Source organism: Burkholderia sp. SCN-KJ, from assembly GCF_024656005.1.
Classification (GTDB): domain Bacteria; phylum Pseudomonadota; class Gammaproteobacteria; order Burkholderiales; family Burkholderiaceae; genus Burkholderia.
In genome coordinates this window covers 90,899-110,583 of record NZ_JANKOG010000014.1, presented here as the reverse complement: position 1 = coordinate 110,583, position 19,685 = coordinate 90,899, and the positions used below count along the sequence as shown (strand labels likewise).

Sequence of the window (19,685 nt, the reverse complement as noted above, 5' to 3'; positions counted from 1 at the left end):
GTCGCTTACTGCCGCACCGGCTTTTTCGCGAGCTTGCGCTGCAGCGTGCGGCGATGCATGTTCAGCGCGCGCGCGGTTGCCGAAATGTTGTTGTTGTTCTCCGCGAGCACGCGCTGGATGTGCTCCCATTCGAGCCGGTCGACCGACAGCACGACCGGATTCTCGAGCGCCTCGTCGGCCTGCACCTCGCTCGCGTTGGTCTGCAGCGCGGCCAGGATCGACTCGATGTTGGCCGGCTTCGCGAGATAGTTGTCGGCGCCTTCCTTCACGGCCTGCACGGCGGTCGCGATGCTCGCGTAGCCGGTCAGCACGAGAATCCGCGCGTCGGGCTGCAGGTCGCACAGCGGCGCGATCAGGCTCAGCCCCGAATCGTCGCCGAGATGCAGGTCGACGGTGATGAACTGGAACTTGCCGCCGGCCGCGAGCCGCAGCGCCGCCTCCTTGTCGTGCGCCTGCTGGACCGCGTAGCCGCGGCGCTCGAGGCCGCGCGCGAGCGTGCCCGCGAACACCTCGTTGTCGTCGATCACCAGGAAATTGTTCTCGCTCATGTGGTTTCTCCGTCTACGTGTTGGTTGAGGCGGCCGGCGCCGTGACGCGCGCCACCGGCAGGCGCAGCACCGCGCGGGTGCCGCGGCCGGTGACGCCAGCCGGGCGGCTGTCCGGCGCGGCTGCCGCTCGTTCGCTCGCGCGCTGGCCCGACGCAGCAGCGGCGTGACCGTTCGCACCGCCACCCGCGCGCCCGTTGCCGCCCGCCGCGCGCGGCGTGACATCGGACAGCTCGACCTCGCCGCCGAGGCGCGCGGCCGCGCTGAACGCAAGATACAGGCCGACCCCGTGCCCGCCCTGCGTGCTGTCGACCGGCATCGCGCCGAGCGATTCGCGCAATGCGGCCGGAATGCCGGGGCCGTCGTCGCATACTTCGAATTCGATCTGGTCGCCCGTCCGGTCGTTGTGCGCGAGCTTCGCGGCCAGCGTCACGCGGTGCGGGCTCGCCCGCGCGGCATTGTCGAGCAGGATAGTCAGGATCTGGCCGGCCGCGACCGTGTCGTCGAGCGCGACGCCCGACGGGCGCGCACCCAGCAGCTCGAACTGCACGTGCGGATGCCGCAGGCGCCAGTGCTCGACGAACGTGTCGAGCCAGTCATCCACCGGCTGGCGGCTCGCCGGCGCGCTCGCGCGGCTGCGCAGTCGCGCGAGTGCCGACGTGCAGAGCGTCATCTGTTCTTCCAGCACCTTCAGGTCGCCCTCGTAGCGCGCGAGCCCCGGATCGGCGCGAGCCGCGTCGCGCAGTTCCTCCGCGAGCATCGCGATCGTCGACAGCGGCGTGCCCATCTCGTGCGCGACGGTGGCCGCCTGCACGCCGAGCGCAACCGCCCGCTCGTCGCGCAGCAGGTGCGCCTGCGCTTCGCCGAGCGCCGCATCGCGCTGGCGCAGCGCGTTCGACATGCGCGCGACGAACCATGCGATCAGCCCGACGCTGACCATGAAGTTCGCCCACATCCCGGTGCGGTAGTAGTCGAACAGGTTCGCCGGGTTATCCATGTTGAGCGGCACCGAATCGAAGCCGAGCGCCGCATAGCACGCGACCGCGAACGCCGCGAGCCAGATCATCAGGTGCCACGGCAGCACGGCCGCCGCGATTGCGAGCGACGGCAGGTACAGCGACACGAACGGGTTGGTCGTGCCGCCCGACAGGAACAGCAGCGCCGACAATGCGCCGAGGTCGACCCACAGCTGGCCGAGCAGCTCGAAATTGGTCTCGGGCCGCGCGCGCAGCACGCGCACCCAGGTCAGCGCATTGAAAACGATTTCGAGCGCGATGACCATCAGCATCGCCGGCAGCGGCAGATGCACGCCGAAATAAGTCTGCACGACGCCGATCGTCACGAGCTGGCCGATGATCGCGAGATTGCGCAGCCAGAACAGGTGACTGAGGTTGACGCGCCCGGTGGTGGTGATTCGTTGCATCCGAGCAGTTTACCCGTTTAGCGCCCGGCGCCTCTACCGGGGGCCGGATCGGTGGGGGCGAACGGCGCACCGGGCGAGCCGGCGTTGCATCGGGTTGCAGGGCCGGCAGCCGTCAGCCGGGCGCACCGGCCATACGTTGGGCGATCTCGTCGGCGAGGCACTCCGGACAGCGGCAACGCGTACCGGCTGCCGGCGGCGCGCCGCCGGGCACGACCGGCATCGACGCACACCAGCACTCGAACGGCTGCGTGCCGGCGCCGCAGTCGAAGCCGCGCCCGCAGTGCGGGCAACGCGCTCGGCGCGGGGTCGAACGGGCGTCGGCGGCGGAATCGGTCATGGCTCAAGCGTGAAAGCGGGCATGCACGTCGCCCTACGCGACAAGCATAGCGCGGCGCACGGATTTTGCACGTCTGCCGTCCGGCCGATGCGTGCCGCCGACACCGCCGCACGCGCCGGGCGTCGCCCCGTTCGCGCCGTTGGCGCGGAGCCCGCCGCGGGGGCCGGATCCGAGCCCGGCTCGGAGCCCGGCGCAGGGTTCGGCGCAGGGTTCGGCGCAGGGTTCGGCGCAGGGTTCGGCGCAGGGTTCGGCGCAGGGTCCGGCGTGGGGTCCGGCGCCATGGCCAGCGGGCCGCCGCGCGTGGCGCCGGGCCCGCGTGATCGGCCGTCCGGCCAGCCCAAAAACCCGATGCTGCGCTGCGCCACTCCTGTACAATTCGCCCTGTTTCAACCGTTCCCAGCCAGAGCCGCCGCCATGTCCGAGCCCATCGACCTCTCGCAGATCGCCCCCACGCTGAAAGCAGAAATCCTCGCCGAGGCGCTGCCGTACATCCGCCGTTACCACGGCAAGACCGTGGTGATCAAATACGGCGGCAACGCGATGACGGAAGAGCGGCTCAAGCAGGGTTTCGCGCGCGACGTGATCCTGCTGAAACTGGTCGGCATCAATCCGGTGATCGTCCACGGCGGCGGTCCGCAGATCGATCATGCGCTGAAGAAGATCGGCAAGGCCGGCACCTTCATCCAGGGCATGCGCGTCACCGACGAAGAAACGATGGAAGTCGTCGAATGGGTGCTGGGCGGCGAAGTCCAGCAGGACATCGTGATGCTGATCAACCACTTCGGCGGCCATGCGGTGGGCCTGACGGGCAAGGACGGCGGCCTGATCCATGCTCGCAAGCTGCTGATGCCGGACCGCGACAATCCGGGCCAGTACATCGACATCGGCCAGGTCGGCGAAGTCGAGGCGATCAACCCGGCGGTCGTGAAGGCGCTGCAGGACGACGCGTTCATCCCGGTGATCTCGCCGATCGGCTTCGGCGAGGACGGCCTCTCGTACAACATCAACGCCGATCTGGTCGCGGGCAAGCTCGCCACGGTGCTGAACGCCGAGAAGCTGCTGATGATGACCAACATCCCGGGCGTGATGGACAAGGACGGCAACCTGCTGACCGACCTGTCGGCGCGCGAGATCGACGCGCTGTTCGAGGACGGCACGATCTCGGGCGGCATGCTGCCGAAGATCTCGTCGGCGCTCGACGCGGCGAAGAGCGGCGTGAAGTCGGTGCACATCGTCGACGGCCGCATCGAGCACTCGGTGCTGCTGGAAATCCTGACCGAGCAGCCGTTCGGCACGATGATCCGCTCGCATTGAGCGCGCGCCGCAAAACCACCCGCCCCGACCTGCCGGCGTCGCTGCGACGCCGGCGCATCTCCCGCAGCCGGCCGCGCGCCGGCTCGCCTGTCTGGCTGTTCGATCTCGACAACACGCTTCATCACGCATCGCACGCGATCTTCCCGGAGATCAACCGCGCGATGACGCAATACATCATCGACACGCTCCACGTCGGGCGCGTCGAAGCCGATCGCCTGCGCACCGGCTACACGCAGCGCTACGGCGCCGCACTCCTCGGCCTTGCGCGCCATCATCCGATCGATCCGAACGACTTCCTGCGGGTCGTGCACACGTTTTCCGACCTGCCCGCGATGCTGCGTGCCGAGCGCGGCCTCGCGCGCATCATCGCCGCGCTGCCGGGCCGCAAGTTCGTGCTGACCAACGCGCCCGAGAACTATGCGCGCGCGGTGCTGCGCGAGCTGCGCATCGAACGGCTGTTCGAGCGCGTGATCGCGATCGAGCACATGCGCGACCGGCGCGCGTGGCGCGCAAAGCCCGATCACACGATGCTGCGCCGCACGCTGCGCGCCGCGCACGCGCGGCTCGCCGACGCGATCCTCGTCGAGGATACCCGCAGCCACCTGAAGCGCTACAAGCGCCTCGGCATCGGCACCGTATGGATCACGGGCCACCTGCCGGGTCATCTGCCGAACATCGGCCGGCCGCATTATGTCGACCAGCGCATTCGTTCGTTAAAATCGCTGCGACTGGGCACACGATCGGGGCGACAAAAATGCAGCCGACTTACCCGCAGGACCAAGCCGTAACGGAAGACCAGGCCACGCCGTCCCGCCCGCGCCCGAAGCCGGGCGAGCGGCGCGTGATGATCCTGCAGACGCTCGCCGCGATGCTGGAGGCGCCGAAGCCCGAAAAAATCACGACGGCCTCGCTCGCGGCCCGGCTCGACGTGTCGGAAGCCGCGCTGTACCGGCACTTCTCCAGCAAGGCGAAGATGTACGAAGGGCTGATCGAGTTCATCGAGCAGGCGCTGTTCGGCCTCGTCAACCAGATCGTCGCGAAGGAGCCGAACGGCGTGCTGCAGGCACGCACGATCGCGCTGACGATGCTCAATTTCGCCGCGAAGAACCCCGGCATGACGCGCGTGCTGACCGGCGAGGCGCTGGTCGGCGAGGACGAGCGGCTCACCGAGCGCGTGAACCAGCTGCTCGACCGGATCGAGGCGACCGTCAAGCAGTGCCTGCGGGTCGCGCGCACCGAATCCCAGGCGCCCGACGGCGCGGCGCCGTTCGTGCTGCCGGCCGATTACGATCCCGCCACGCGCGCAAGCCTGCTCGTCAGCTATGTGATCGGCCGGTGGCATCGCTTTGCCAAAGGCGGGTTCCAGAAGCCGCCCGGGGAACAGGCCGATGCGCATTTGCGGCTGATTCTGCAGTGACGCGCGGCGCGCACACGCAAATCGACGCACGATCCGGCACATCCGCGTAACGGCCGCCCACCGCTGAATCAAGCGCCGCTTCCGGTTCGAGCGGCCCGATGCAGGCCACGCCCATCCATGCGCACTTTGCGCCGGGCGTCGTCTGCCCTGGTTGCGATCGACACGGCAGACGAACGAACCGATGCAGCCACGCACTTGAACGGCGCCAACAATGATCAGGATTCCTCTTCATTAACATGCATCTGTGGCGCCCGCTCAAGTTCACGTTCTGCCAGCATCCGCCGCCAACTCACCCGGGCGTTCGCAACGTCCCCCTCACCCCCGCCGCCTGCCCCGCTCCGACTGCATCCGCACCCGGCGACGATGCGCACCGAGCCCGTATGCCTGACGATTCTTAAAAGAATTTAGTACTTGACCTAATAAATCCCCGGGCGGATTAGTAATCGTCCAATTCTTTCAACTCCCTTAAAAATCAACAATATCCCACGTTTCCTGTCGCCGCTTCAGTTCCGCCTCAACGACGTCGATAGCCAGCGTTCAGGAAACGTCGGTGCGTCGCCCCTCGACGCAGGACTCCTTACTAATAGGTACTTTCATGTCCAAAAAATCACTTTCCATTCTGATGGCGACAGCGGGCCTCCTGGCTGTTGCTTCGTCGGCCCAGGCAGCCGACGGCACGATCACGATCACCGGCGAGATCACCGCCCAGACCTGCAACATCTCCGGCGACGGCGGTGGCAAGGACTTCACGGTCACGCTGCCCAACGTGTCGACGTCGGCACTGTCCGTGCCGGGCTCGACGGCCGGCCGCAAGCCGTTCCGCATCAACCTGTCGAACTGCTCGCCGAACTCGGGCAACGCATCGGTGTACTTCGAGCCGGGCACGACGGTCAACGCGCAGACGGGCCAGCTGTTCAACGCGACGGGTGACGCGAAGAACGTCGAAGTCGGCCTGCTGAACAAGGACGGCTCGAACATCAAGCTCGGTGCAGCGCAAGCACAGCAGAACTCGCAGAAGGTCGCCATCACGGGCGGCTCTGCGGAGCTCAACTACTACGCGCAATACGTCGCAACCGGCGGTGCCGCCGAGGCCGGCAAGGTCGGCACGTCGGTCATGTACTCGGTCTCGTACGACTAATTCGGTCTCCCGACCGGCGGCCCGGGCATCGCGAAGCCAAAGCGGTGTGCGGGCCGCCCCACGACCAACAGTAAGTCTGATCATCTACAAGGAGAAATCGGCGATGGGGATGCCAATGAACTGGCGTTCGAGCGTGGGTGCCGCAGCGCTGGTCGCGTCGCTGTACGGCATGAGCACGGCGGACGCAAGCGTCGTGATCGGTGGAACGCGCGTGGTGTATCCGGAAAAGGAACGCGAGGTCACGGTCAAGCTGACCAACGAGGGCGACCGCCCGTCGCTGGTGCAGGCGTGGATCGACGACGGCCGGGCCAATGCACTGCCCGACGATTCGAAGGTGCCGTTCACGCTGACGCCGCCGCTGTTCCGCCTCGATCCGAAGAAGGGCCAGAGCCTGCGTCTGATCTACACGCAGGAGCCGCTCGCGCAGGACAAGGAAACGCTGTACTGGCTCAACGTGCTCGACGTCCCGCCTCAAGCGACCGACGATCCGAACACACCGAACCTGCTGCAGCTCGCGTTCCGCTCGCGCATCAAGCTGTTCTTCCGCCCGGCCGCGCTGCAAGGCGTCGCGGACGAGTCAGCGGAACAGGTCACCTGGAACTTCGCGCCGAAGGCCGGCGGCGGTTATGCGCTGCAAGCAAAGAACCCGACGCCCTACCACGTGACGTTCACCAAGCTGACCGTCAAGTCCGGCGGTTCCACATGGACCAACGACACGGGCGGCATGCTCAAGCCAGGCGCCACGGAACAGTTCGACGTCGGCAACGTGCAATCGGCGCCCAGCGGGCCGATCGAGGTCGATTACACGTTCCTCAACGACTACGGCGCGGGCGTCGAAGGCAGTTATACCCCCAAGAAAACGCACTGACGCTACCCGACCGTTCTCGACTCAACCGTCGCTGATCGCCGGTGCGGCCATCGCACCGGCGCAGGCAGACCGTCGCTCGAACTATGACGATGCGGCATCAACACATTGAATTCATGCGAGCGAATCATCACATTCAACCACTGGAGGCCCCGGCGCATTTCGCGCTGAAGCCGGGCTATCTGCTCGTCATGGCGACGCTCGGCGGATGGGCCGCCGGCGCGTGCGCCGTGGAAGCGTCGACCGCCTCGGCAGACAGCGTCCAGGTCGCGCAGGTCCAGTTCAACGATACGTTGATGATGAAGCCGCGCGGCCAGCAGCTCGACCTCGAGCGCTTCGCGAAAGGCAACCCGGTTCCGGCCGGCGAGTATCTGGTCGACCTCTACGTCAACCAGACGTGGACCGGCCGCTCGTCGGTGCGCTTCGACGCAGCGGCAGGCGCGGTCAGCGCGACGCCGTGCTTCGATCGCACGCTCGTGAGCCGCCTCGGTCTCGACGATCAGACACTGACCGACGCAGCACGCGCCGAGCTGTTGCGCGTGCAGTCCGGCGAGTGCACGGACATCGAAAAGCTGGTGGCCGGCGCAACGGTCGAATTCGACATGTCGGAACTGCGCCTGAACGTGAGCATTCCGCAGGCGTCGCTGCTGCGCAATCCGCGCGGTTACGTCAGTCCCGAACTGTGGGACGGCGGCGTGCCGAGCGCGACGCTCAAGTACAACGCGAACGTATTCCGCAACACCTCGTCCGGCTACGAAAGCACGCAGGGCTACCTCGGACTGAATGCCGGCGCCAACATCGGGAACTGGCATTTCCGGCACAACGGCACCTACAGCGCGCAAACGCAGGGCGACAACCGTTACCAAAGCCTCAACACGTACGTTCAGCGCGACCTGCCGGCATGGCGTAGCCAGTTGAAGATCGGCGAGACCTATACCGACGGCACGCTGTTCGACAGCGTGGGCATGCGCGGCGTCACGCTCGAGACGGACGACCGGATGCTGCCCGATTCGATGCGCGGCTATGCACCCGTGGTCCGCGGTGTCGCAACGAGCAACGCACACGTCGCGGTGTCGCAGAACGGTGCGGTGCTGTACGAAACCAACGTCGCGCCCGGCCCGTTCGAGATCAGCGACCTGTACGCGACCGGCTACGGCGGCAACCTGCTCGTCACGGTCACCGAGGCGGACGGCAGGAAACACAGCTTCACGGTGCCGTATGCGGCAGTCGTGCAGTCGCTGCGCCCGGGTATCTCCCGGTTCGGCGTCGCGCTCGGGCAGTTGCGCGAATCGCAGCTCGAACGTCATCCGAATTTCGCGCAGGCCACGTATCAGCGCGGCATCAGCAACCTGATGACGGGTTACGTCGGCGCGATCGTCGCCGAGAATTACCTGGCCGGCCTGGTCGGCGCTGCGTTCAACACGCCGCTCGGCGCGCTCGCGGTCGACGTCACGCACGCCAGCGCCCGCATCCCGGGCGTATCGGCGACGAGCGGGCAGAGTGTGCGCGTGAGCTACAGCAAGTCCGTCGAAGCGACCGGCACGAACATCGCGGTGGCCGCGTATCGCTACTCGTCGCGCGGTTACTGGAGCATGCGCGACGCGATGGCTGCGCGCGAGCTGTCGGCAGGCGGCAGCGATCCGAGCAGCATCTACCGGCAACGCAACCAGGTCCAGCTGACGCTGAACCAGTCGCTCGGTGAAAAGCGCGGCAGCCTGTTCGCGGTGGGCTCGACGGTCAACTACTGGAACCGCCAGGGCACGACGACGCAGTTCCAGGTCGGCTACAACAACAGCCTGCGGCTCCTCGGCGTCAACCTGAGCTACAACCTGTCGGTGTCGCGGCAGCGAGACGGCTACTCGGGCCGCCTGAACAACCAGGTGTACGCAAACCTGACGGTCCCGCTTGGCCGGCGCTCGCACGCGCCGACGCTGAGCACGGGCATCGCGCACGACAACCAGGGCGGCACGACCGGACAGATGTCGTTGACCGGCACCACTGGAAAGTCCAACCAGTTCTCGTACGGCGTGAACGTCAACACCGGCGATCAGACAACCGGCGGCGGCAACCTGCAATACCGCAGTCCGTTCGCGACGTTCTCCGGCAGCGCGAGCGGCGGCGGCGGCTTCTCGAGCGTGTCCGCCGGCGTGATGGGTGCACTCGTCGGCCATGCGGGCGGCGTCACGCTCGCCAACGATCTCGGCGAAACGGTCGCGATCGTCGAAGCGAAGGACGCCGTCGGCGCTTCCATCACGAACGGCACGGACGTGCGAATCGACCGACGCGGCTATGCGGTGCTGCCGTACCTGACGCCGTACAAGATGAACACCATCGAGCTCGACCCGAAGGGCATTCCGGTCGACGTCGAAATGCTGACGACGAGCCAGCAGGTCGCGCCGCGCGCGAATTCGGTCGTGAAGGTCAAGTTCGACACGGTCACCGGCCGCGCGGTGCTGATGACGATCCGTCAGCCCGACGGTACGCCGATACCGTTCGGCAGCAACGTCGTCGACGCCGATGGCAAGACCATCGGGCTGGCCGGACAGGGCGGCAAGCTGTTCGTCCGCGGCTTGAGCGATACCGGCACGCTGAAGGCGAAATGGGGCAATCGCAAGACCGAATTCTGTTCGTTCAGTTACCAGTTGCCGGTCAAACAGAACAAGAGCGAAGCGTATACGCACGTCGAATCGATATGCGAGGGTGGGGCGCCTCACTCCGATGATCAATCGCATTAAAGATGCGGCCTCCCATAGACCGAAATTCAAGCGGAATCCTACGAGATGCGAAATGAAAAAACGATGGCCAAGTATCTGCTGCTTGCCGCACTTTGCTTGACCAGTTCGCTGTATTCGGTCGCGGGTCATGCGCAGACCCCGACTTGCTACAACGATGAAAGCGCGGATTATCAACGCAGGTTCGGCTTCGGGAATGTCCTTGTTCCGCAGAATGCCCCGAATGGTGCGGTTTTGGCTACTACGGTGCTGACGATGCCGTATCGATGCGATGCCAACCCCTATCCTCCCGGCGGATATTCATTTTATTTCCACGATGCCCAGCGCCCCAGCAATATTCCCGGCGTGACGTACCTGCTCTCGTGGCCCTCCATGGGGTTGCGCTTCACCAACATGGAAACCGGGCAGGTCATGCACAGCAGCCTCAGTTCGAGGGCGGAATGGGCACCACCCAATACATCGACACAGCCGATCAGTGGCTTCTATCGAATCAAGGTCGAACTGGTCAAGCTCAGCGATCTCATCTATAACGGCGTGAAGCTCCCGCAGTCATCCGTTGGCCAATGGAACATCGGCGCCGAGAACCGGGCTTATCCGACCGCTGGCGGATATAGATATCAGTTTTATTGGAACGACCGTGGCGGAAGTCTGACCATCATGCCGAATACCTGCACGGTCACCACGCCGAATATCCCCGTGCCATTGCAACCCATCGCGGCAAGCAAGCTCAATGCCGTCGGCATGACCGCCGGAGACAAGGGGTTCGATATCGGATTGAGCTGCAAATCGGGATCCAATGTTTACGTCACGCTGACCGACTTGACCGATCCGGGCAATACCGGAGATCAATTGACGCTCACGCCTGACTCGACGGCGAAAGGCGTCAAGCTGCGCATCCTGAGAAACGGGCAACCCGTCGGTTACGGCCCGGATTCGGCTGCGATCGGCAACACCAATCAATGGTATGTCGGCCCGTCGGCGACGACGACGAGCATCCCGTTGTCCGCTCAATACATCGCGACCGGCCAGGTTTCCGGCGGGACGGTCAAGGGGGTCGCGACGTTCACGATGAGCTATCAGTGAACGCATCACTTGACGCGAAGCAGAGCAATTCGGTGACGCATCGGCCGCCCGACACCACGAGCGGCCGACGCCCACCCACGACCATCGGTGCATCGATGGCCGGAACGGCCTTCCGTTTCGTAGTCCTTCATGACTGCCTCGGCGGGTCTTTTTGGACGAAGTCAGATGTCGCTCGCACGGCCGGTAACGGCAGTCGGGCGGTGTGCCGACCGAGTCCTTTTTCCAACTAGTACTAGAGGAATCGATATGAAGTTCGCATACACCAGCATCGCAGCACTCGCCGTCGCCGCAGCGGCCACCCTGCCGGCCGTCTCGCACGCAGCCGACGGAACGATCACCATCAACGGCAACATCGGTACGCAAACCTGCACGATCGACGGCAACGGCACCGGCGGCAAGGACTTCACCGTGGCACTGCCGAAGGTGTCGACGTCGGCGCTCGTCAACGGCGGCTCGACGGCCGGCCGCACGCCGTTCAAGATCAGTCTGAAGAACTGCTCGCCGGCAAGCGGCAATGTCTACACGCACTTCGAGGCGGGCACCACGGTCAACTCGACGACGGGTCAGCTGTTCAACGCAACGGGCACCGCGAAGAACGTCGAAGTCGGCCTGCTCAACGGCGATTCGTCCAACATCGCCCTGGGCAAGGCCGATGAAAACTCGAAGGCGGTCACGCTGGTGGGCGGCGCCGCGGACCTGCCGTACTACGCGCAATATGTCGCAACGGGCGGCTCTGCGGGCCAGGGTACGGTGAATACGTCGGTGATGTACTCGATCATGTATCAGTAACACATCGCGAACCGGGGCGCACGGCAGGATGAGCGCCCCGGCTTTCGCGATAGCTGCCGTACGCGCGCAGTCGCACGCAGACCTCCATTCGTGTGCGGACAAACCCGGCGATCGCACGGTCAGCACAGCACGCCATCCGTTTTTGCCGCTTCCCCTCCAATTGGCTTGAAACATGCCCGCGCGATCGCGTGCCTCCGTCCATTACGCCATCCGCGCTCTTCGAACACGCCGCAGACAATCCCGACCGATCGAATAACGAGCGCCCACTGATCTCCGCGTTTCGCGCATGCGTCGTGCCGGCCGCGAAGCACCGCAAAAAATTCGAACTCGTCCAATTTCCAAATGGCCGACAAAAGCTCATCTTCGCTCACTCAGGACAAGCCAAGGTGATCAGGTGAACCGCAGTTACTTCCATTTTTCTCACGCATGCATCGGCCGGCGTGTTTTACATTCCGCGCTGCTCGCCGGCGCGGCAATGCCGTGGGCGTCGACGGCACAGGTCGTCGGCGGCGGCCCGCAACGCGCGGACGGCATCGCGCTCGAAGTCGCACCGGGCGACTATTCGACGACCGAATCCGCCAAGGCAGTGCTTTCCGCCGTCAACGGCGGGACGCTGACGACCCTCGGCAAGACCCGCGCGTTCACGACCGGCTACGTCTCGGCCGGCGCTGCCGCAGAGGGCGCCGGGTCGCGCGTCGTGCTGCGCGATACGGAAATCCGTACGCGCGGCGGGTCGAGCTCAGGCATCGAGCTTCGTTACGGCGGCAGCGCATCCGCCGAGCGCATCTCCATCGATACCGACGGCGACTACGCGCACGGCACATTCATCGACGGCACCAACGGCCGGCTGTCGCTCTCCGACAGCGTGATCGTGACACGCGGCAAGGAGGCATCGGGCATCGCGACGATCCTGGTTCCGGGTGGCACCATCGACGTGGCCGACACGCTGATCCGGACCAGCGGCCTGTTCGGCACCGGCCTGTCCGTCAGCTACGGCGGCATCCGCGCCGCGCTGAAGCATACCGATATCCGCACCGATGGCGACTATGCGTCGGTGCTGTACATGCCGGGCGGATCTACCGTCACCTTCAGCGACTCGCATCTCGAAACGAGCGGATACGCGGCGCTCGGCGTGGATACCCGCGAGGGTAGCGTCGAGCTCGAACGCACGGGCGTCGTCACGCACGGCATCAGTTCGCACGGCCTTTACGCGTCGAAGGAGTACACCGACACACCCGTCATCGACGCCACCGATACGCACGTGACGACCACCGGCAAGGGCTCGATCGGCGTGGTCGCCCGGCTCGGCGGCAAGGTCGCGATGACACGCGGCGACATCGTGACGAGCGGTGAACGCTCGCTTGGCGCGCTGTCGGCCGGCGCGGGCTCCGTCGCCTCGCTCGCCGATACGAGCGTCGAGACGCACGGCACCGCAGCCTCCGCGTTGTATGCGAGTGTCGGCGGCGCCGTCGATCTGCTGCGCAGCGACGCCCGCACGACCGGCGCCGGCGCCTATGGGGCGGCCGTCTACGGCGGCACGCTGACGATCGACGACGGCACGCTCGTCAGCGAGCGCCATGGTGCGATCGACGCAGCCGATGCAACGGTCACGCTGCAAAACGGCACGCGCGCGATCGGCGGCAACGGCACGCTGCTGTCCGTCCATGCCGAGTCGGGTGCGCCCGTGCGCCTGACGCTCGACACGAACGCCGTCGCGGACGGCGACATCGTCAACCATCCGGCCGACGACGGCAGCCCGACGCCCGCCGTCACCGACGTCGCGCTGTCGAACGCGTCCGCATGGACCGGCGCGACCGACGCCGTCCGCACACTGGCGCTCGACGCGGACAGCCTCTGGACCATCACCGGCGACTCGTCGGTCGGCTCCGTCGCGCTGAACGATTCGACGATCGCATTCGACGCGCCGGCGGCCGGTGTGCCGCCGACGCCGCGCACGCTCGTGGTGACGGGCGACTATGCGGCGCGCAACGGCAAGCTGGTGCTCCATACGACGCTGCTGGACGACGCGTCGCCCACCGACCGCCTCGTGATCGACGGCGGCCACGCATCGGGCGACACCGGTATCGTCGTGAAGCGCGCGGGCGGCGACGGCGCGGCGACGACCATCGGCATCCCGCTCGTCGAAACGCGCAATGGCGGCACGACAGATGCGACTGCGTTCACGCTCGATGCAGCGTCGGACGGCTACCGGACCGGCTTCGGCACGTTGTCGGCAGGCGGCTACGATTACATGCTCAAACGTGGCGGCGATGGCGGACAGGCGGAAGACTGGTATCTCGTCTCCGCGGCAAAACCACAGCCGCCGGAACCGCCCGATCCGCCGGTTCCGCCGGTTCAGCCCGATCCACCGATCGAGCCGGAAGTCATCCCCCCTCCTCCGCGCGCCGCCGCACCGGAACCCGACGCGTATCTGGCAAACGCGGATGCCGCAGCGACGATGGCGATTCATTCGCTGCACCAGCGCAACGATCGCTCGCTACGCACCGAAGCCACCGGCCCGCTCGACGGCGCCATCTGGCTGCGTGCCGAAGGCCAGACGACATCGATGTCCGGCGGCAACCGCAGCGTGTCGGGCAACGGTCGCCTGATCCACGCGGGCGCCGACCTGCTCCGCTTCGACGACGGCCGTGGCGGCAGCGTGCGCATCGGCGCAATGGGCATGTACGGCAGCCAGACCAACTGGTCGACACGCCCGCTGTGGAATGCGATCGAGGGGCGTGTCACGAACGCCACCGCGCGCGGCAGCGTGGCCGGCTACAACGTCGGTGTGTACGGCACGTGGTACGGCAGCCGCGACATCCTGACCGGCCCTTACGTCGATGCCTGGTTCATGTACGGCGCCTACGCGAACAGCGTCGGCGGCAGCCTTGCGGCCGATTCGTACCGGTCGCGCACCGTGACCGGCTCGATCGAGACCGGCTATTCACTCGGGTTCTACGAGCGCGGCGACACGCGGTTCTTCGTCGAGCCCGAAGCGCAACTCGTCGTGTCCGACTATCGCGCGGACGCGCACGGCACCGCCGGCGGCCGCCTCGACGGCCAGGGCGCCACCGACGTGCTCACCCGCCTCGGCGTACGCGTGCACGGCGTGACCGCGATGTCGCCCGGCCGCGAGCTGCGCCCGTTCATCGAGGCGAACTGGTGGCACGGCCCCGGCTCGCGCACGCTGACGCTCGACCGCAATGCGTTCTCGTTCAGCGTGCCGCGCGATCGCGCGGCGTTCCGGGTCGGCGCGACGGGCCAGGTGTCGAAGCGCTTCGCGATATCGGCGAGCCTTGGCGTGGAGGCAAACCTGTCCGACTATGCGGTGGTCAAGGGCGAGCTGGCCGCGAAGTACCGCTGGTGACGGCGCGCGCGACGCCGCCTGTTCCCCACGCAGGCGGTTCTGGGCGGCCCGGTGGGTCCACAGGGCCGGGCCGCCGGCCGCCCAGCACACCTCCCGAATCCGCGCCCCGCAATTTCCGCTATACTTTGCCGACTTGCCGCCTCCTTGGCGGCAGGCCGGAAGCGCGCCGATTTGCTGACTCGATTGCGGGCGCGCGAACCGGCCGGGGCTTTGACGCGTCGATGCGTCGTTCCCCGGCGGTTCACTACAAATGCGGCTAAAGAGGTCGTCAGCCGCGCACCTTCGACTCCGCGCCTCGCCGACACCATTTAGCCGCCCAGTCATATGGCATAAGGCGGAACGAATGGAATCGATCGGCATCGTCGCTCCACAGACCATGCACTTCGCCGAACCGCTGCGCTTGCAAAGCGGCAGCGTGATCGGCAACTATCAGCTCGTCGTCGAGACGTACGGCGAGCTCAACGCCGCGCGCTCGAACGCGGTGCTCGTCTGCCACGCGCTCAACGCGTCGCACCACGTCGCCGGCGTCTACGCGGACGATCCGCGCAGCACCGGCTGGTGGGACAACATGGTCGGACCCGGCAAGCCGCTCGACACCAACCGCTTCTTCGTGATCGGCGTGAACAACCTCGGGTCGTGTTTCGGCTCGACCGGCCCGATGAGCATCGATCCGTCGACCGGCAAGCCGTACGGCGCGCGCTTCCCCGTCGTCACCGTCGAGGACTGGGTGCACGCGCAGGCGCGCGTCGCCGACGCGTTCGGCATCGAGCGCTTCGCCGCCGTGATGGGTGGCAGCCTCGGCGGGATGCAGGCGCTCGCGTGGAGCCTGATGTATCCGGAGCGCGTCGCGCACTGCATCGACATCGCGTCGACGCCGAAGCTGTCCGCGCAGAACATCGCGTTCAACGAGGTCGCGCGCTCGGCGATCCTGTCCGATCCCGACTTCCACGGCGGCGACTACTACGCGCACGGCGTGAAGCCGAAGCGCGGCCTGCGCGTCGCGCGGATGATCGGCCACATCACGTACCTGTCCGACGACGACATGGCCGAGAAATTCGGCCGTGCGCTGCGCCGCGCGGACGGCGCGCTCGACGCGTACAACTTCAGCTTCGACGTGGAGTTCGAGGTCGAGTCGTACCTGCGCTACCAGGGTGACAAGTTCGCCGACTACTTCGACGCGAACACCTACCTGCTGATCACGCGCGCGCTCGACTACTTCGATCCGGCCAAGGCGTTCGACGGCAACCTGACGGCCGCGCTCGCGCACACGCAGGCGAAATACCTGATCGCGAGCTTCTCGACCGACTGGCGCTTCGCGCCGGCACGCTCGCGCGAGATCGTAAAGGCGCTGCTCGACAACAAGCGCACGGTCAGCTATGCGGAAATCGACGCGCCGCACGGCCACGACGCGTTCCTGCTCGACGACGCGCGCTATCACAACCTGCTCCGCGCGTATTACGAACGAATCGCCATCGAGGTGGGGGCATGAACCAGCAAGCACTGAATTCCCTGTCCGCCCGCGCGGACTTCCGCGCGATCGCCCGCTGGGTCGAACCGCGCGCGACCGTGCTCGACCTCGGCTGCGGCGACGGCTCGCTGCTGTCGCTGCTGTCGGAAGAACTCGACGTGTCCGGCTACGGGATCGAGCTGAACGACGCGGGCGTGCTCGCCAGCGCGAAGAACGGGATCAACGTGATCCAGCAGAACCTCGAGGACGGCCTGCGCCTGTTCGAGGATCACAGCTTCGATTTCGCGATCCTGTCGCAAACACTCCAGACGATCCACCAGACGGCCGCGATCCTGCGCGAAACCGCGCGCGTCGGGCGCGAATGCATCGTATCGTTCCCGAACTTCGGCTACTGGGCGCACCGGTTGTCGGTGCTGCGCGGCCGGATGCCGGTGTCGAAGTCGCTGCCTTACCAGTGGCACAACACGCCGAACGTCCGGGTGCTGACGATCAAGGATTTCGAGGCGCTCGCACCGGAAGTCGGCGTCACGATCCTCGACCGCATCGTGCTGCACGAAGGCCAGCCGATTCGATGGGGAGCGAACTGGCGTGGTAGTCTTGCTGTCTACCGCGTCAAGCGCAGCTGAGCCGGGGGGCCGTTGACGGGTGATCCGGCCCGCACACGCGTGCGGCCGTCCCTCCAGTGCCGCCCGCGCTGCCGCCGCCATCAGTCAACGCTACCCAGTTTCCGTCCATGTCCAAAACGCCACACGAGGCGCCCGCACTCACCGCTCACGAGGATCACCCCGGCTGGCGCGCCTATCTGAACACGCACATGCTGATCTGCGTGTTCCTGGGCTTCACGTCGGGGCTGCCCCTGTTCACGCTCGTCTACCTCGTGCAGGCATGGCTGCGCTCCGAGGGCGTGAACCTGAAGGAAATCGGCCTGTTCGCGCTGATCCAGTTCCCGTATACGTGGAAGTTCCTGTGGGCGCCGCTGATGGACCGCTACATCCCGCGCCTGCCCGGCTGGCGGCCGGGCCGCCGGCGCGGCTGGATGCTGCTCACGCAGGTGCTGGTCGCCGGCGCGATCGCCGCGCTCGGCTTCGTGTCGCCGCGCGACTCGATCTGGACGGTCGCCGCGCTCACGACGCTCGTCGCATTCTTCGGCGCAAGCTCCGACATCGTGATCGACGCCTATCGCCGCGAACTGCTGCGCGACACCGAGCAAGGCCTCGGCAACGCGGTGCACGTGAACGCATACAAGCTCGCCGCCCTGATCCCCGGCTCGCTTGCGCTGATCCTGTCCGACCACATGCCGTGGGACGCCGTGTTCGCGCTCACCGGCGCGTTCATGCTGCCGGGCATCCTGATGACGCTGCTCGTGCGCGAACCGGAAGTCGTCGGCGCGCCGCCGCGCAACCTGCGCGACGCGATCGTGCTGCCGTTCCGCGAATTCATCCAGCGCGACGGCTGGAGCGGCGCGCTGCTCGTCATCGCGTTCATCTTCCTGTTCAAGATCGGCGACACGATGGCCACCACGCTGTCGACGTCGTTCTTCCTCGACATCGGCTTCACGCGCACCGAGATCGGCATCGTCGCGAAGACCACCGCGCTCGTCGCGAGCGTCGCCGGCGGCATCATCGGCGGCGTCTGGCTCGTGAAGATCGGGATCGGCCGCGGGCTGTGGATCTTCGGCGCGCTGCAGATGGTGTCGACGCTCGGCTTCGCGTGGCTCGCGCAACTCGGCCCCGGCTCGCCGGTGCTCGCCATGCTGTACGACTTCACGGTATCGACGAGCCACGCGATCGCGGCGGCGCTGTCCGTGTTCGGCGTCGCGGTCACGCCGCAATTCAGCCCGATGACGGTCGCGCTCGCGATCGTCTACGGCGTCGAAACCTTCACGACCGGCCTGACGATGGCCGCGTTCGTCGCGTATATCGCGAGCACGACCGATCCGCGCTACACGGCCACGCAGTTCGCGCTGTTCACGAGCCTCGCGTCCGTGCCGCGCACCCTCGCATCGGCCGCGAGCGGCTTCATCGTCGCGAAGATCGGCTGGTTCGACTACTTCATCGTGTGCACCGCGCTCGCGATCCCCGGCATGCTGCTGCTGTTCAAGATCGCGCCGTGGAACGGCACCGCGCGCAACGGCGAGGCCAGCCGTGCGCAATGACCGACTGCATCGCGTGGCGCGCGTCGTCGCCGCGCTGGGCGTCGGCTTCGCGACGCTCGGCGCGGCGGGAAGCGCTCATGCGTCCGACACCGTGGCGGCCATGGCCGGCTCCGCGCCCGCTGCCGCGCCGGCATCGCCGTCCACGCCAGCGGCATCCGCTCCCCCGCCTGCAGCCGAAGCCGCGCAGCCGACCGGCGCCGCCGTGCCCGCGAAAGCCTATACGCCGACGCCGCAGCAGGTTCGCTACGGCAATGCGATCGCGTTCCGCACGCTGATCCCGTCGCCGCTGCTCGAACAACTCACCGCGAACGAATACGCGCAGATCGTCCAGGCCGCCGCCGACAGCGACCGCCTGCTGCCCGCGAACCAGCCGCGCGTGAAGCGGCTGCGCGCGATCGTCATGAAGCTCGCGCCGTATTCGGTGAAGTGGAACGATCGTGTGAAGAGCTGGGCGTGGGACGTCAACGTGATCCGCTCGCGCGACATCCGCATCACCTGCCTGCCGGGCGGCAAGGTGCTCGTGTACGGCGGGCTGCTCGATCGCGTCCGCCTGAACGACGACGAGTTCGGCGTGCTGATCGCACACGGCATCGCGCATGCGCTGCGCGAACACGCGCGCAGCAATTTCAGCGCGACGTCGCAAACGTCGCTGCGCGCGGCCACGCTGCCGCCGCTGTTCGGCGTCGGCGATCCGCTGCCGCAGGCGCTGAACCTCGGCGAACGCCTGCAGACGCTGCGCTACGACCCGACCGACGAAACCGAAGCCGACGTGATCGGCGGCGACATCGCCGCCCGCGCGGGTTTCGATCCGCGCGCGGCGATCACGCTGTGGGACAAGCTCGCGGCGGCGACGCGCGCGAACAAGACGTCGGGCTTCATCTACATGCATCCGTACAGCGCCGCGCGGCGGCAGGATCTGCTGAACCGCCTGCCGGACCTGATGCCGCTGTATGCGAAGGCGACGGCCAAACGCGTCGACACGCTGCCCGACTACGCGGGCATCAGCGCGCAGCGGCCCAAGGTCGTGCGGCGCTGAGCGCCGCACCCGGCGG

General features: G+C 66.8%; 16 protein-coding genes. 13 read left to right on the top strand and 3 right to left on the bottom strand.

Features of this window, described 5'->3' with window-relative positions; genetic code table 11:
* Positions 1-5: 5 nt before the first annotated feature.
* The 3 genes from NQV17_RS22775 to NQV17_RS22765 all read right to left on the bottom strand — a co-directional run bounded on the left by NQV17_RS22775 (position 6) and on the right by NQV17_RS22765 (position 2,305).
* Positions 6-548, bottom strand: a complete 543-nt coding sequence (locus NQV17_RS22775) for a response regulator transcription factor (RefSeq protein WP_044847841.1) — start codon at positions 546-548, stop codon at positions 6-8.
* 13 nt (positions 549-561) lie between these two features.
* Complete coding sequence (locus NQV17_RS22770) at positions 562-1,968, bottom strand: ATP-binding protein (protein ID WP_257773975.1); 1,407 nt, start codon at positions 1,966-1,968, stop codon at positions 562-564.
* A gap of 112 nt (positions 1,969-2,080) precedes the next feature.
* Entirely contained in the window at positions 2,081-2,305 is a 225-nt protein-coding gene (locus NQV17_RS22765) for a cysteine-rich CWC family protein (RefSeq protein ID WP_257773974.1), read from the bottom strand.
* A 414-nt stretch (positions 2,306-2,719) separates the two neighbouring features.
* Here NQV17_RS22765 and argB point away from each other — a divergent pair, with 414 nt between their 5' ends.
* From argB to NQV17_RS22700, 13 genes are all read left to right on the top strand, one after another.
* Positions 2,720-3,619 carry an acetylglutamate kinase gene (gene argB / locus NQV17_RS22760; RefSeq protein WP_006490510.1) on the top strand — a complete coding sequence of 300 codons (900 nt, stop codon included), beginning with the start codon at positions 2,720-2,722 and terminating at the stop codon, positions 3,617-3,619.
* Positions 3,616-4,407 (top strand): HAD-IA family hydrolase, encoded by a 792-nt coding sequence (locus tag NQV17_RS22755; protein ID WP_257773973.1) that lies wholly within the window; start codon positions 3,616-3,618, stop codon positions 4,405-4,407. The genes argB and NQV17_RS22755 overlap by 4 nt, the downstream gene beginning before the upstream one ends.
* Positions 4,374-5,036 carry a nucleoid occlusion factor SlmA gene (slmA, locus tag NQV17_RS22750; RefSeq protein ID WP_257773972.1) on the top strand — a complete coding sequence of 221 codons (663 nt, stop codon included), beginning with the start codon at positions 4,374-4,376 and terminating at the stop codon, positions 5,034-5,036. The genes NQV17_RS22755 and slmA overlap by 34 nt, the downstream gene beginning before the upstream one ends.
* A 595-nt stretch (positions 5,037-5,631) precedes the next feature.
* A complete protein-coding gene (locus NQV17_RS22745) occupies positions 5,632-6,174 on the top strand; it encodes a fimbrial protein (RefSeq protein ID WP_257773971.1) in 543 nt (180 codons plus the stop codon).
* Between the two features lie 103 nt (positions 6,175-6,277).
* Complete coding sequence (locus tag NQV17_RS22740) at positions 6,278-7,042, top strand: molecular chaperone (protein WP_257773970.1); 765 nt, start codon at positions 6,278-6,280, stop codon at positions 7,040-7,042.
* A gap of 113 nt (positions 7,043-7,155) precedes the next feature.
* Positions 7,156-9,774, top strand: a complete 2,619-nt coding sequence (locus tag NQV17_RS22735) for a fimbria/pilus outer membrane usher protein (protein ID WP_257773969.1) — start codon at positions 7,156-7,158, stop codon at positions 9,772-9,774.
* Positions 9,775-9,837: 63 nt separating this feature from the next.
* The gene (locus NQV17_RS22730; RefSeq protein WP_257773968.1) at positions 9,838-10,854 is read left to right on the top strand and encodes a fimbrial protein; all 1,017 of its coding nucleotides are present in this window, start codon (positions 9,838-9,840) and stop codon (positions 10,852-10,854) included.
* A gap of 246 nt (positions 10,855-11,100) precedes the next feature.
* On the top strand, positions 11,101-11,643 hold the full coding sequence (locus NQV17_RS22725) for a fimbrial protein (RefSeq protein WP_257773967.1): 543 nt from the start codon (positions 11,101-11,103) through the stop codon (positions 11,641-11,643).
* A gap of 394 nt (positions 11,644-12,037) precedes the next feature.
* On the top strand, positions 12,038-15,010 hold the full coding sequence (locus tag NQV17_RS22720) for an autotransporter outer membrane beta-barrel domain-containing protein (RefSeq protein WP_257773966.1): 2,973 nt from the start codon (positions 12,038-12,040) through the stop codon (positions 15,008-15,010).
* Positions 15,011-15,353: 343 nt separating this feature from the next.
* Positions 15,354-16,499: a homoserine O-acetyltransferase gene (locus tag NQV17_RS22715; RefSeq protein WP_044847831.1), complete on the top strand. Its 1,146-nt coding sequence runs from the start codon at positions 15,354-15,356 to the stop codon at positions 16,497-16,499.
* The gene (gene metW / locus NQV17_RS22710; RefSeq protein ID WP_044847830.1) at positions 16,496-17,104 is read left to right on the top strand and encodes a methionine biosynthesis protein MetW; all 609 of its coding nucleotides are present in this window, start codon (positions 16,496-16,498) and stop codon (positions 17,102-17,104) included. Before NQV17_RS22715 ends, metW begins: the two co-directional genes overlap by 4 nt.
* Positions 17,105-17,211: 107 nt before the next feature.
* Positions 17,212-18,633, top strand: coding sequence for an AmpG family muropeptide MFS transporter (locus NQV17_RS22705; protein ID WP_124486695.1), 1,422 nt, complete (start codon positions 17,212-17,214; stop codon positions 18,631-18,633).
* Complete coding sequence (locus NQV17_RS22700) at positions 18,623-19,669, top strand: M48 family metallopeptidase (RefSeq protein ID WP_257773965.1); 1,047 nt, start codon at positions 18,623-18,625, stop codon at positions 19,667-19,669. Before NQV17_RS22705 ends, NQV17_RS22700 begins: the two co-directional genes overlap by 11 nt.
* Positions 19,670-19,685: the final 16 nt, after the last annotated feature.

What these genes read in the sequence shown, in the direction of transcription:
- metW (WP_044847830.1), top strand. Translation starts at nt 16,496, where the DNA reads ATGAACCAGCAAGCACTGAATTCCCTGTCCGCCCGCGCGGACTTCCGC.
- NQV17_RS22765 (WP_257773974.1), bottom strand. Translation starts at nt 2,305, where the DNA reads ATGACCGATTCCGCCGCCGACGCCCGTTCGACCCCGCGCCGAGCGCGT.
- NQV17_RS22735 (WP_257773969.1), top strand. Translation starts at nt 7,156, where the DNA reads ATGCGAGCGAATCATCACATTCAACCACTGGAGGCCCCGGCGCATTTC.
- NQV17_RS22770 (WP_257773975.1), bottom strand. Translation starts at nt 1,968, where the DNA reads ATGCAACGAATCACCACCACCGGGCGCGTCAACCTCAGTCACCTGTTC.
- NQV17_RS22725 (WP_257773967.1), top strand. Translation starts at nt 11,101, where the DNA reads ATGAAGTTCGCATACACCAGCATCGCAGCACTCGCCGTCGCCGCAGCG.
- NQV17_RS22775 (WP_044847841.1), bottom strand. Translation starts at nt 548, where the DNA reads ATGAGCGAGAACAATTTCCTGGTGATCGACGACAACGAGGTGTTCGCG.
- NQV17_RS22730 (WP_257773968.1), top strand. Translation starts at nt 9,838, where the DNA reads ATGGCCAAGTATCTGCTGCTTGCCGCACTTTGCTTGACCAGTTCGCTG.
- NQV17_RS22705 (WP_124486695.1), top strand. Translation starts at nt 17,212, where the DNA reads ATGTCCAAAACGCCACACGAGGCGCCCGCACTCACCGCTCACGAGGAT.
- slmA (WP_257773972.1), top strand. Translation starts at nt 4,374, where the DNA reads ATGCAGCCGACTTACCCGCAGGACCAAGCCGTAACGGAAGACCAGGCC.
- NQV17_RS22740 (WP_257773970.1), top strand. Translation starts at nt 6,278, where the DNA reads ATGGGGATGCCAATGAACTGGCGTTCGAGCGTGGGTGCCGCAGCGCTG.
- argB (WP_006490510.1), top strand. Translation starts at nt 2,720, where the DNA reads ATGTCCGAGCCCATCGACCTCTCGCAGATCGCCCCCACGCTGAAAGCA.
- NQV17_RS22745 (WP_257773971.1), top strand. Translation starts at nt 5,632, where the DNA reads ATGTCCAAAAAATCACTTTCCATTCTGATGGCGACAGCGGGCCTCCTG.
- NQV17_RS22715 (WP_044847831.1), top strand. Translation starts at nt 15,354, where the DNA reads ATGGAATCGATCGGCATCGTCGCTCCACAGACCATGCACTTCGCCGAA.